The 13219-nt window shown below is 65.4% G+C and carries 10 protein-coding genes; 9 read left to right on the forward strand and 1 reads right to left on the reverse strand.

The genetic code is table 11. The features are described 5' to 3' along the window. From V7066_RS15955 to V7066_RS15990, 8 genes are all read left to right on the forward strand, one after another. Positions 1–810 (forward strand): thiamine pyrophosphate-dependent dehydrogenase E1 component subunit alpha (locus V7066_RS15955; protein WP_334183968.1); only part of this gene is annotated, 810 nt, incomplete at its 5' end. Between the two features lie 3 nt (positions 811–813). Next, positions 814–1830, forward strand: a complete 1017-nt coding sequence (locus V7066_RS15960; RefSeq protein WP_334183969.1) for an alpha-ketoacid dehydrogenase subunit beta — start codon at positions 814–816, stop codon at positions 1828–1830. Continuing rightward, entirely contained in the window at positions 1830–3197 is a 1368-nt protein-coding gene (locus V7066_RS15965; RefSeq protein ID WP_334183970.1) for a dihydrolipoamide acetyltransferase family protein, read from the forward strand. The genes V7066_RS15960 and V7066_RS15965 overlap by 1 nt, the downstream gene beginning before the upstream one ends. A 77-nt stretch (positions 3198–3274) precedes the next feature. Next, complete coding sequence (locus tag V7066_RS15970; RefSeq protein ID WP_334183993.1) at positions 3275–5698, forward strand: M20/M25/M40 family metallo-hydrolase; 2424 nt, start codon at positions 3275–3277, stop codon at positions 5696–5698. Between the two features lie 140 nt (positions 5699–5838). Continuing rightward, positions 5839–7782, forward strand: coding sequence for a serine hydrolase domain-containing protein (locus V7066_RS15975; protein WP_334183971.1), 1944 nt, complete (start codon positions 5839–5841; stop codon positions 7780–7782). 57 nt (positions 7783–7839) lie between these two features. Beyond that, entirely contained in the window at positions 7840–8853 is a 1014-nt protein-coding gene (locus V7066_RS15980; protein ID WP_334183972.1) for a dipeptide epimerase, read from the forward strand. Positions 8854–8895: 42 nt separating this feature from the next. Further along, positions 8896–10098 (forward strand): YkvI family membrane protein, encoded by a 1203-nt coding sequence (locus V7066_RS15985; RefSeq protein ID WP_334183973.1) that lies wholly within the window; start codon positions 8896–8898, stop codon positions 10096–10098. Next, complete coding sequence (locus tag V7066_RS15990; protein WP_334183974.1) at positions 10095–11654, forward strand: serine hydrolase; 1560 nt, start codon at positions 10095–10097, stop codon at positions 11652–11654. Before V7066_RS15985 ends, V7066_RS15990 begins: the two co-directional genes overlap by 4 nt. A gap of 6 nt (positions 11655–11660) precedes the next feature. On the opposite strand, the gene V7066_RS15995 is transcribed toward V7066_RS15990, so the two are convergent. Beyond that, positions 11661–12323, reverse strand: a complete 663-nt coding sequence (locus V7066_RS15995) for a helix-turn-helix domain-containing protein (protein ID WP_334183975.1) — start codon at positions 12321–12323, stop codon at positions 11661–11663. A 206-nt stretch (positions 12324–12529) separates the two neighbouring features. Between V7066_RS15995 and V7066_RS16000 the strand changes: the two genes are divergently transcribed. Continuing rightward, a complete protein-coding gene (locus V7066_RS16000; RefSeq protein ID WP_334183976.1) occupies positions 12530–13201 on the forward strand; it encodes a helix-turn-helix domain-containing protein in 672 nt (223 codons plus the stop codon). The last annotated feature ends 18 nt before the right edge of the window (positions 13202–13219 follow it).

Consider the following 13219-nt stretch of genomic DNA (forward strand, 5'->3'; position numbering starts at 1 on the left):
GCACGGGGCTACCCGCTGGTGGACATGGTCAACCAGATCTTCTCCAACGAGAACGATCCCTTGCGCGGACGGCAGTTGCCTATCCTGTTCTCGGCGCGCGACTACGGGTTCTATTCGCTTTCGGGCAATCTCGGCACGCGGCTCGGCCATGCGGTGGGCTGGGCAATGGCATCGGCCTATCGCGGGCAGGACGGCATCGCTCTGGCCTATTCCGGCGAAGGCACCACGGCGGAAGGTGATTTCCACGAAGCCCTGACATTCGCCGCCGTCTACCGGGCACCGGCGATCTTCGCGGTCACCAATAACCAGTGGGCGATTTCGAGCTTTGCCGGGCTTGCGGGAACCGAGAACACGACCTTTGCCGGTCGTGCCATCGGCTACGGCCTGCCGGGGCTGCGGGTCGACGGGAACGATTTCCTGGCGGTGGCCGCCGCCACGCAGTGGGCCGCCGAGCGCGCCCGCGCGAACAAGGGCGCGACGCTGATCGAGTTCTTCACCTATCGGGTTGCCGGGCACTCCACCAGCGACGATCCCACCCGCTACCGGCCGCGCGAGGAAGGCGAATGCTGGCCGCTCGGCGATCCGGTCGAGCGGCTTCGCCAGCATCTTGTCCGCCTTGGCGAATGGGATGCCCGGCTGCACGAGGCCTTGCTGGCCGAACTCGACGCAGAGGTGCGTGCGGCGGTGCGGGCGGGCGAGGCGGTCGGCACGCTGGGCAAGTCCAAGCCGCCGCTGGCGGAAATGTTCGAAGGCGTGTTCGCGGAGCCGGACTGGCGCCTGCTTGAACAGCGGCGCGAAGCGGGGGTCTGAGCGATGGCCGAACTCAACATGATCCGCGCGATCAACGATGCGCTGGACGTCATGCTCGCGCGCGATCCCGATGTGCTCGTCTTCGGCGAGGATGTCGGCTACTTCGGCGGCGTGTTCCGGGCGACCGACGGCCTTCAGGCGCACCACGGGGCGAAGCGCTGCTTCGATACGCCGATCTCGGAAGGCGGGATCATCGCTGCCGCCATCGGCATGGGCGCGCAGGGGCTTCGGCCGGTGCCGGAAATCCAGTTCGCGGACTATATCCTGCCGGCCTACGACCAGCTCGTGTCCGAGGCGGCGCGCTTGCGCTATCGTTCCGGAGGCGAGTTCTGGGCGCCGATCACGGTGCGCTCGCCCTACGGTGGCGGCATCTTCGGCGGCCAGACCCACAGCCAGAGTCCCGAGGCGATCTTCGCCCATGTCACCGGCCTCAAAACGGTGATCCCCTCGACGCCCTATGATGCCAAGGGCTTGCTGATCGCGGCCATCGAATGCGACGATCCGGTGATCTTTCTGGAGCCCAAGCGTCTCTACAACGGGCCTTTCGACGGGCGTCACGAGCGGGAACTGGCGACATGGTCAGGGCATGCCGATGCGCAGGTTCCGGTGGGCCACTATCGCGTGCCCCTGGGCGAAGCCCGGATCGCGCGTGAGGGCGAGGACGCGACTGTCCTGGCTTACGGCACGATGGTTCATGTCGCGCTGGCAGCGGTGGAAGATACGGGCATCGATGCCGAAGTGATCGACCTGCGCTCCATCGTGCCGCTGGATATCGAGGCGATCGTCCGTTCGGTGAGCAAGACAGGGCGCTGTGTCGTCGTTCATGAGGCATCGCGGTTCGGCGGGTTCGGCGGCGAACTGTCCTCGCTGGTGCAGGAGCGCTGCTTCTATCATCTCGAAGCGCCGGTGGAGCGGGTTGCCGGATGGGATACGCCTTACCCCCATGCTTTCGAGTGGGATTACTTTCCGGGTCCGGCCCGGATCGGCGCGGCCTTGCGCCGCGTGATGGAGAACAGTTGATGGGTCGTTTCACATTCCGCCTGCCGGACATCGGCGAGGGTATCGCCGAGGCCGAGATCGTCGCCTGGCACGTCAAAGTCGGGGACACGGTCGAGGAAGACGGTCGCCTTGCCGACATGATGACTGACAAGGCGACGGTCGAGATGGAGAGCCCGGTTTCGGGCGTGGTCGTCGAAGTGGCGGGCGAGACGGGCGATGTGATCGCCATCGGCTCGCCGCTGGTGGTGATCGAGGTCGAAGGCGCGGGGAACGAAGTCGACCGCGCGCCTGCGTCGAAGGCCGAGGTCATCGAGCGTGCTGAGCGGGCAGTGGCCGGTGCTTCGACCCTTCGACAAGCTCAGGGCTCAGCACGAGCGGAGGTCGTGGAAACCGAAGCCACTGTAGCACCTGCACCTGCTCAGGCCCCATCCCCCACACCCGCTCAGGCTGAGCCTGTCGAAGCCCGCGCGCCCACGCCCGCGCCCAGACCCTCAGCCGCCCACGCCAAAGTCATGGCCAGCCCGGCGGTGCGCAAGCGTGCCGCCGATCTCGGTATCGACCTGTCCGAAGTGCGTCCGGCCGAGGATGGCCGCCTGCGGCATGCCGATCTCGACGCGTTCCTGGCCTACAATGCCGCGGGCGGCTTCCAGCCTGCCGGTCGCAAGGGGCAGGATGAGCAGGTCCGCGTGATTGGCCTGCGCCGCCGCATCGCCGAGAACATGGCGGCGTCCAAGCGCCAGATCCCGCACTTCGCCTATGTCGAGGAATATGACGTGACGGCGCTGGAGGAGGTCCGCGCGCAGCTTAACGAGGGCAGGGGCGCCAATGTGGACGGGCGTCCCAAGCTGACGATGCTGCCGTTCCTCATCACGGCGATCTGCAAGCTGCTGCCGAAGTATCCGATGCTGAATGCCCACTACGATGACGAAGCGGGCGTGGTGACGCGCTATGGTTCGGTCCATGTCGGCATGGCGGCGCAGACCCCGGCAGGACTGATGGTCCCGGTGATCCGCGACGCGCAGGATCGCAATCTCTGGCAACTCGCCACCGAGATCGGCCGTCTGGCGCAGGCCGCGCGCGATGGTTCGGCCAAGTCGTCCGAGCTTTCGGGTTCGACGATTACCGTGACATCGCTCGGGCCGATGGGCGGGGTGGCGACCACGCCGGTCATCAACCGTCCGGAAGTGGCGATCATCGGTCCGAACCGGATCGTCGAGCGACCGATGTTCGTGAAGGGCGCCGACGGCACCGAGCGCATCGAGAAGCGCAAGATCATGAATATCTCGATGTCCTGCGACCACCGCGTGGTAGACGGCTGGGATGCCGCCAGCTTCGCCCAGGACCTCAAGAAGCTGATCGAGGCACCCGCGCTCATTCTTGCGGGGTGATCCCGGTTGAAATATTTTCAAAATATGAGATCAATCACTCATAAAGAGAATATTCTCATATTGGAGATGTGCCGGTGATGCGTTGCACCCTGTTGTCCGCTCCCGCCGTGCGGTGGTTGTCGGTCGTCTTCGTGATCGTCCTGGGGGCTGCGTTGGGGGGACTGGCGAACCGGCTGCCGTCCCCGAAGCCTGCGGATATCAGCACGACGCAATTCTCCGCCGACCGGGCGATGCAGGACGTGCGGTCGATCGCGGCGCGTCCTCATACGACGGGGTCGGCGGAAATCGAGGAAACCCGGCGCTATCTGACCGCGCGGATGACGGCTCTCGGGCTCGATCCGCAAGCAAGGTCGCAAGTCGCCATTTCCGCGCGGCGCTATCTGGGCGATGCCGTGATCGCGGGGCGCATGCGCAACCTGGTGGGAGAACTGAAGGGCACCGATCCCGCGCTTCCGGCGGTCCTGCTGATGGCGCATTACGATACTGCCGCACTTTCTCCGGGGGCGGGTGACGATACTTCGGGCGTGGCCGTTGCGCTGGAAGTGGCCCGCGCGCTCAAGGCCTCCGGACCGCAGCGCCGCACGGTGATCTTCCTGTTCACCGACGGCGAGGAGGCAGGCCTCCTTGGCTCGACCGCCTTTTTCGCATCCGACCCCTTGCGCGATTCGATCGGCGTCGTGGTTAATCTGGAAGCGCGCGGGGATAGCGGCCGGGCCTTGATGTTCCAGACGAGCGCTGGAAATGCGGGGCTGATCGATCTCTACCGACGCACGGTTCCCTCGCCGGCGGCGGATTCGCTGCTGGTGACGGTCTACAAGCGGATGCCGAACGATACCGATCTGACGGCGGCGCTCGACAAGGGCCTGCCGGGAATGAACTTCGCTTTCCTCGGCCACCAGATGGCCTACCACACGATGCTGTCGACGCCGGAACGGCTCAACGCGGGCAGTCTCCAGCATATGGGCGATCAGGTCCTGCCCGTCGTCCGCGCGCTGGCCCAGGCCGAAACTCTGGAGCAGCCGCGCGAGGACAAGGTCTTCGCCGACCTCTTCGGCCTTCATCTGGTGACCTATCCGATCTGGCTGGGCTGGGTGCTGGCGCTTGTCGCGGTGGGCGGCATAGGGGCAATCCTGACGATCGCTTTCAGGCGCCGTACGATCGGGTGGCGCGAAACTTTGGCCGGGACGGGCGGCTTGCTGGTCTTGCAGATCGGGATCGTGACCGCGCTGATGCTGGCCATGCGTGTCATCGTCCTTGCAGCGGGTGAGGCGGCTTCGCCCTATGCGCTGATCGGGCAGTTCGGCTGGCTGCTCGCGGCCGCCGTTTTCCTGGGGTTCGGGACCGGCCTGCTGCTTCTCCATGCCGCAGCCACGGGGCGGCCATGGCTCGCCATGGCGGGACTTTGCCTGGCCGGGTTGCTGGCGTCCCTGCTCGGCAAGGCGAACTGGGTTCCCTTCGGCCTTTCGGTAACGGCGATGCTTCTGGCATTCGCGGGCATGCGGCGTCCGGCGCGACTTGGCGGATGGTTCGCCGGGGCCGCCGCGATGCTTGGCCTGATGGCGCTGATCTTGCAGGTCTTCCTTCCACACGGAGCCCATGTCCTGATCTGGCCCCTGCTGCTTTTGCTTCCCTCGCTGGCCTTCGTGCTGCTGGCACCGGAGCGGATCATGCGGCCGTCAGGACTGGCGCTGACGGTGCTGCCCGCCGTTCTGATCGCCGGGTTGATGGCGCGGTCGGGCCATGATTTCTTCCTCATGATCGGCGCGAGCCTGCCCGCCGTGATCGCGCCCTTCATTCTGGTGACATTGCTGGCATTGATGCCTCTTTTCTGGTCGGCAGGTCATTTGTCGCGAGCCGGGGCGCTTTGCGTCGTCCTCGGCATTGCTCTCTGCATCGGCGTCGTGATCAAGGCGCGTACGCCTACGGAAGAGACGCCTGATCTGGTCGAGGCTTTCCATCTCGACGACATCGACAAGCACCGCGCCCAGTGGGTCGGCGGAAAGCTCGATCGCGCGGGCTGGGTCCGCCGCGTTCTCACGCAGGATGGCGGGACGCCGAGCCTTCAGCCTGTCGCACCCTTCGCCAAGGACCCGCAATGGATCGCCGCGGCGAGGCCAGGCCGCTTCATCCGGCCGGAACTGAAACTGGACCTGACCGGAAGCCGGATCGAACTGATCGCGGCCAACCGCAACGGCGGCCGCCTCATGCGGATCTACGTCAGGCCGAGCGTGGATCTGACCGGCCTCCGGCTGATGGACCTGCCGGTTTCAGGAACCTTGAAAGCCGGAGAATGGTCGCCGGTTGCCTTCCACGCGAGCGGCCCGGAGCCGGTTCGCCTGACCATGTCGGCCGGTTCGAGCGGTCGTGTCGATGTCGCTCTGGTCGAAGTCCGCGACGGCTGGCCGGAGGGAAGCAAGGCCTTGGCATTGCCTGAAAGCGCCATACCCTACCGCCGCTCGCACAGCAGCCTGATCGTGGCGCGATCGTCGCTGGTCTGGTGAGCATGCCGAAGTGCGCATCGCGATTGACAATTTTCTGAAATAGATAAATATGTCCTAATTAGGATATGATCGGCACTGACCCTCCCTTGGGAGCGAGATCAGTCTGCAAGTCCAGGGAAGGAATTGGCAGCATGCGATGGATGAGATGTTTGGCCGTGGCCGCGCTGGCTCTTGCAGGCAGCGCGACACAGGCGGACCAGACACCGCAGCAAGCGCCTTCCCGCGCTCCGGCCGCTGCGCAGAATCGGCCAGTCCCGGTGGGGCATGACCTGACGCAGCAGGATGCCGATGCCTGGCTCGACGGCTTCATGCCTTACGCGCTGGGCCGGGGCGATATCGCCGGGGCCGTGGTGGTTATCGTCAAGGACGGCAAAGTGCTGACGCAGCGCGGCTTCGGCTATGCCGACGTGGCCGCCCGCAAGCCCGTAGATCCGGAGAAGACCCTGTTCCGCCCCGGTTCTGTGTCGAAGCTCTACACCTGGACCGCGGTGATGCAGCAGGTCGAGGCGGGCAAGCTGGATCTGGATGCCGATATCAACCGCTATCTCGATTTCGCCATTCCGCCCTTCGACGGCAAGCCCATCACCTTGCGCAATATCATGACGCATACGGCAGGCTTCGAGGAAGCGGGGCGCGACCTGATCGTCCGGCGCGACGACGTGCCCACGCTGGAATCCGCCGTCAAGCGCTGGACGCCGCACCGCGTCTTTGCGCCGGGATCGACCCCGGCCTATTCCAACTATGCGACCGCGCTGGCGGGCTACATCGTCCAGCGTGTCAGCGGGTTGTCTTTCGACGACTACGTGGAGCGCAATATCTTCCAGCGGCTGGACATGCGCCATGCGACGTTCCGCCAGCCTGTGCCCGCGAGACTGCGCGCGGACATGGCCAAGGGCTACGACCTGGGATCGGGCGCGGCCGAGCCGTTCGAGATCGTGTCGGTCGCCCCGGCGGGAAGTTCCTCGATCAGCGGCGCGGACATGGCGAAGTTCATGATCGCCCATCTCGACAATGGCGGCCCGCTGCTTCGGCCCGAGACGGCCAAGCGCATGCATTCGCCCGCCAACGAGCCGTTTCCGGGGTTCAACCGCATGATGCTCGGGTTCTACGAGCAGAAGGTCAACGGCCTTAGCGCCATTGCCCACGCGGGCGACACCAAGCTGTTCCATTCCAATCTCGTGCTCTTTCCGAGCAAGAATGTCGGCTTCTACATTTCCATGAACAGCCGGGGGAAGGAGAAGGCCGTCAGCCCGATCCGGGATGCCATGTTGAAGCAGTTCGCGGATCGTTACTTCCCCGCGCCCGCCTGGTCTCCCCCGGCAGACCTGCCGACCGCGCGCGAACACGCTGCGCTGGTTGCCGGTACATATGCCAACAGCCGCGAGCCCATGGAGAACTGGGCGGCGATGATGGGCTTGCTGACGCAGATGCGGGTCGGCACCGACAAGGACGGCAAGCTGACGGTGGCCAATATCCGGACCATCGGCAGCGCGCCGCGCAAGTGGATCGAGGTTGCGCCGTTCGTCTGGCAGTCCCGCGAGGACGGCGTCCGCTTCGCCGCGAAAGTGGAGAACGGCAAGGCCGTGCGCGTCTTCTACGATCCGATCGCGCCGTTCATGGTCTGGGATCGGGTCGCCTGGTACAAGGATACCGCCTGGCTGAAACCGGCGGCGATGGCTGCCCTGGCGATCATCGTGCTGACGGCGCTGGGCTGGCCGGTCGGCGCCCTGGTTCGCCGCCGGTACGGAGTGAAGCTCGACCGGACGGGCCGGGACCTTGCCGTCCACCGTGCCTTGCGCGCCTGCGCCTGGGCCATGCCGCTGCTGCTCGGCAGCTGGGCGTTCGTCGCCAGTAAGGTCGGCGGTTTCAAGACGTCCGCAGCGCTGATCTGGTTCAACCAGATCGCCGGTCTGCTGCTGTTCTTCGGTTTCCTGGCCCTTGCCCTCTGGAATGCCCGGATGATCTGGACGCGCGGTGGCGGCTGGCTGGGCAAGCTGTGGAGCGGGCTCATCGTCCTCGCGGCCGGGATCATGCTGTGGGTCGCGCTGGCTTTCCGCCTCATCAGCTTCGGCGCCAACTGGTGATGCCTGCACCGATCGGGCGAGGCCCGGTCGGCGCACTTCTTTCGTGGAGTTTTCGACATGACCACTTCGCTGACTCTCGGCGTGCAGGCCGAGCGGCTGGAATACAGGAACCCGTTCCGCATTTCGGGCTACGTTTTCGACAAACTGGACTGCGTGGTCGTGACCCTGTCCGATGGTGTCCATAGCGGGCGGGGCGAGGGCGACGGCGTCTATTATCTGGACGACCGCCAGCCGCAGATGCTCGCCGATCTCGAACGCGAGCGAGGCGCGATCGAGGCGGGGCCGAACCGCGCGGAGCTGCGCAAGATCCTGCCGCCCGGCGGCGCGCGCAACGCTGTCGACGCCGCGCTCTGGGAACTCGACGCCAAGCGCACCGGCAAGCCGGTCTGGGCTCTGGCGGGACTGGAGCAGCCCCGGCCTGTCGTCACCACCTTCACGCTTGGTGCGGACGATCCTGCCGTCATGGCGCAGAAGGCCGTGTCGTTCGGTCCGATCAAGGCGATCAAGGTCAAGCTGACCGGCGATCTCGACCTCGATATCGCACGGGTCGCCGCCATCCGCGCGGCGCGGCCCGATGTCTGGCTGGGCGTCGACGCCAACCAGGGCTTCGCGATCGGCGAACTCGACGCCTTGGTCGCGGCGATGGTCGCGGCGAAAGTTTCGCTGATCGAGCAGCCTCTGGCGCGCGGACGGGAGGCCGATCTCGACGGCTACACATCGCCGATCCCGCTGGCGGCGGACGAAAGCGCGCTGACGCTGGACGACGTGCCCGCGCTGGTCGGCCGGTTCGACGTCGTCAACATCAAGCTCGACAAGTGCGGCGGGCTGACCGAAGGCCTGATGATCGCCCGCGCCGCCCGTGCTGCGGGTCTTGGCGTGATGGTGGGCAACATGGGCGGCTCCACCCTCAGCATGGCACCCAGCTTCCTGCTGGGGCAGGTCTGCGACATCTGCGATCTCGACGGCCCGATCTTCCTGGCGAACGACCGCGATCCGGCGATCCGCTACGAGGAGGGCACGGCATGGTGCGATGAACGCATCTGGGGGCGCGAGAGCCTGGTCCCGGCCTGATCCACGGCGCGATCCTTTGATAACAGAAAATCGGAGAAGGTGATGGTTCAGGCGGGGCCGGGAAATGGGGGAGCGCGAAATGGGGGGCAGGGAAATGGCGGGCAGCACCGAGGGCCGAGCCGGTTCCAGCGCTTCCTTCTGCCCGGCTTTGCGCTGAAGGCCGTCATCATCGGCGGCGGCTATGCCACCGGGCGCGAACTGGCGGAATTCTTCCTGCCTGGCGGCCCCTGGGGCGGGCTGGCCGGCATGGTCCTGGCCATGCTGATCTGGAGCCTCGTGGCCGCATGCACTTTCCTTTTCGCCCGCACCGTCGGCGCCGGCGATTACCGCAGCTTCTTCGAGGCGCTGCTCGGGCGGGGCTGGGTCATCTTCGAGGTCGCCTACCTGCTTTTCATCATCCTTATCCTTGCCGTCTTCGGCGCCGCCGCCGGTGCGATTGCGGAGGCGACGCTGGGCCTGCCGGCCATCGCGGGCACTCTTGCCCTGATGGCCGGCATCGGCTTCTTCGCCACTTTCGGCAATGCCTCGGTGGAACAGCTTTTCAAGTGGGTCTCGTTCCTGCTCTACGGCGTCTATGCGCTGTTCCTGGTGCTGGCGCTGACGACTTTCGGGGATCGCATCCCGAACGGCTTCATGCAGCCGCCACCGGCTGCCGAAGCGGCGGGCGGCTGGGTGCTGGGCGGGGTGACTTACGCCGCCTACAACATCATCGGCGCCGTCGTGATCCTGCCGGTGCTGCGCCACATGACGTCCGACCGCGATGCCGTGGTGGCCGGACTGGTGGCAGGCCAGCTGGCGATGGCCCCGGCGGTGATATTCTTCGTCTGCATGATCGCCTTCTACCCCGGTATTGCGCTCGAAGTGCTGCCCTCGGACTTCCTGCTCGGAAAATTGGGCAGCCCGGCCTTCCATCTGCTGTTCCAGATCATGATCTTCGCCGCCCTGCTGGAAAGCGGGACCGGCGCCGTTCATGCCGTCAACGAGCGGATCGCCAAGGCCTGGCATGTCCGGCGCGGCGCGGTACTGGGCCGTGCCGCGCGCCTTGCCATCGCGCTGGTGATCCTGACCGGTTGCATGCTGGTGGCCGACCGGGTCGGGCTCGTCGCCCTGATCGCCACGGGCTACCGGGCGATCGCCTACGTCTTCCTCGCCGTCTACCTCCTGCCGCTTCTGACCCTCGGCCTGTTCCGACTGGTTCGCCGTCAGCGGCATATGCGGGCGGCACCCCAACCGGAGATTGCATGAAACCCCTGCTGATCGCTCTCGCGCTTGCCCCCGCTGTCGCTCACGCCGCGCCGCCGCCAGACTTCGATGCGCGCGTCGAGGCCTTGCGGCAGGAGGTCGGCGTGCCCGGAATCGGCATCGCCATCGTCGAGCAGGGGCAGACCGTCCTGGCAAAGGGCTACGGCGTGAAACGGCTGGGTTCGGCCGATCCGGTGACCCCGCATACGATCTTTCCCACGGGATCGACCGGCAAGGCGGTGACCGTGGCCGCCCTCGCGACCCTCGTGGACCAGGGCAAGATCGCCTGGGACGACAAGGTCATCGACCATCTGCCCGGCTTCCAGATGTGGGATTCATGGGTCACGCGCGAGATGACGATCCGCGATCTGCTGGTCCACCGCTCCGGACTCGGACTGGGAGCAGGCGATCTGCTCTTCGTACCGCGCAGCAACCTCTCCCGCGCGGAAGCGGTCCGGCGCCTGCGCTATATCAAGCCCGCGACCAGTTTCCGCAGCGGCTATGCCTATGACAACGTGCTCTACATGGTGGCGGGCCAACTGATCCAGGAAGTGACCGGACAGACCTGGGAAGCCTATGTGAAGAACCATATCTTCAAGCCCGCAGGCATGGCGGATTCGGTCAGCGACGATCCCGACCGCTTCGCCAGCGCCGACCGCGCCCAGCCGCATGCGCGCATGGATGGCGGTCTGCGCGGGGCGGGCCGTCAGGAAATGCTGGACGAGCGCGACGGGCTTGCCCGCAACGCGGCCCCGGCGGGCGGGCTGGCGGTCAGCCCGGCGGACATGGGCAAGTGGCTGGCCGTGCAACTGGGGCAGGGCAGGTTGCCGGACGGGCGGGAACTCTTCTCCCCGGAACAGGCGCGCGAAATGTGGCGGCCGGAAACGCTGATGCCGATCGATGCCAGACCGGCCGAACTGGCGGCGAGCCAGCCCAAATTCCAGAGCTATGCGCTGGGCTGGATCGTGCAGGACTATCGCGGCGCGCAGATCGTCCAGCACGGAGGCTCCGTCTTCGGTTTCCAGACCGTGGTGGTGCTGATGCCCGAGCAGGACGTCGGCTTTTCGATCCAGATCAACAGCGAGGACGGCGAACTGATCCAGGGGCTGATGTACGAGTTGCTCGACCATTATCTCGGCCAGCCTGCACAGGGCTGGCCGGCCCGGTTCCGTGCCGTCAAGGCGAAGAAAGTCGCCGACGGCCTTGCCGCCTTCAAGGTCGGGGCGGCCAGTCCTGCCGGGTCGGGACCATCGCTGCCGCTGGCTCGCTATGCCGGGACCTATCGCGACCCCTGGTACGGCGATATCGTCGTGGCGCAGGAGGGGAAGGGGCTGACCATCGATTTCCGCTCCACCCCGCGCATGGGCGGAAAGCTGGAGCATTTCCAGTACGACAGCTTCCTCACCCGTTTCGAGGACCGGACGATCGAGCCTGCCTATGTGACCTTCGGCCTGGACGCGGAAGGCAGAGTTGAGCGCGTGACGATGAAACCGGCCTCGCCCATCGCCGATTTCAGCTACGACTATCGCGATTTGCTGTTCACGCCCGTGAAGCCGTGAAGAAGATCAGTTCTTTCGAGGCGCGCGTTTCTTGACCGCGCTTTTCGTCACCGGCTGCCCGGCTTCATGGATCAGCGAGGAGAGGTCCTCCTCCGCGCTGGACATGACGCTGACGATCGTCGTCTCCTTGAAGCCGGGCGCGCAAACGTAGGCGTGGCCCATACCGGAATCGATATAGATGGACTCGCCCGCCTTGAGCTGGATCGGGTCGTAGAACTCGGTGTGGACGACGATTTCACCGTCGACGACGTAGATGAATTCCTCGCCCGAATGGCGGACGAGTTCGCCGAACTGTTCCAGCGATTCCGCGTGGATGCGGCTGATCACCGGCACCATGCGCTTGTGCCGCAATTCGGTGCAGAGATAGTAGTATTCGTAGTTGTCCGTATCGACGCGAACGGCCTTGTCGATCGAACCGATGCTGCGGCGGCCCATGACCGTCGCCGGCGCCGCATTTTCCTCTTCGACGAAAAGGTCGGCGATGCCGATGTTCAGTCTTTCGCTGACTTGCAGCAGCTTGTCATAAGTCAGCGAAAGACGGTCATGTTCCACTTTGGAGAGGGTGGAAACGGGTATGCCGCAGCGCTCGCTCATTTCCTTGAGCGTCCAGCCGTTGCGGGTGCGCAGGCCGGTGATCACTGCGCCAAGGGTCTGTCGCCCGCCTGCCATCCGAATGCTCCTGTATGCTGCCCTGCGCGAACGGACATTTGCGTCCTGTTCGGAAAAATAGGCTGCTTCCTTAGCATCGCCGCGCCGAACTGCGCAATGTGCGTGCCCAAGGCCGCTCGGACACTTTGCACCGCAGCAAACCCCGTGCTAATCGGAAAAAAGTGATCGCAAGGTGCCGGAACCGGATGAAGAGCGCACAGAATAGCATGGGTAAGATTTCGGGCGGTAAGAACTCGGGAGACAGCAATCCGGGATCTTTCCTGCGGGAGTTCCGCTCCGCGAACGGCATGACCCTGGCGCAGGCGAGCGAGAAGACCGGACTGCCGGTTTCCACATTGTCCAAAGTCGAAACCGGCAAGATGTCGCTCAGCTACGAAAAGCTGGTGAAGCTCAGCCAGGGGCTTGGCATCGATATCGCCCAGCTGTTCTCGAACGCGGCGCCTGCTCCGGCAGCCGCTTCAAAGCCGGTCCGCGCCCCGATGCCGATCGGCCGCCGCACGATTACGCCTGCGGGAGAGGGGCCGTCGATCCAGACGGCGACGTACAGCTATACGTATCCGTCCGCCGATCTGCTCAACAAGCAGTTGAACCCGATGATCATCGAGATCGAAGCCCGGGCGATCGAGGATTTCGACGACTTGATGCGGCATCCGGGTGAGGAATATGCCTTCGTGATCGAAGGTCAGTGCGAATTCCACACGGATATCTATGCGCCTTCGCTGCTGAATACCGGCGACTCGGTCTATTTCGACGCTTCCATGGGTCATGCCTATGTCGCGGTAGGGAAGGGGCCTTGCCGCATTCTTTCGGTGTGCTCCGCCACCGATGCGGATCTCAAGTCGAACTTGCGCCCCATCGGTCCCGCCGCCGAGGATTGAGCGTCCGGCACACCCGCA

The sequence above is a fragment of the Novosphingobium sp. genome (assembly GCF_036820275.1).
Classification (GTDB): Bacteria; Pseudomonadota; Alphaproteobacteria; order Sphingomonadales; family Sphingomonadaceae; genus Novosphingobium.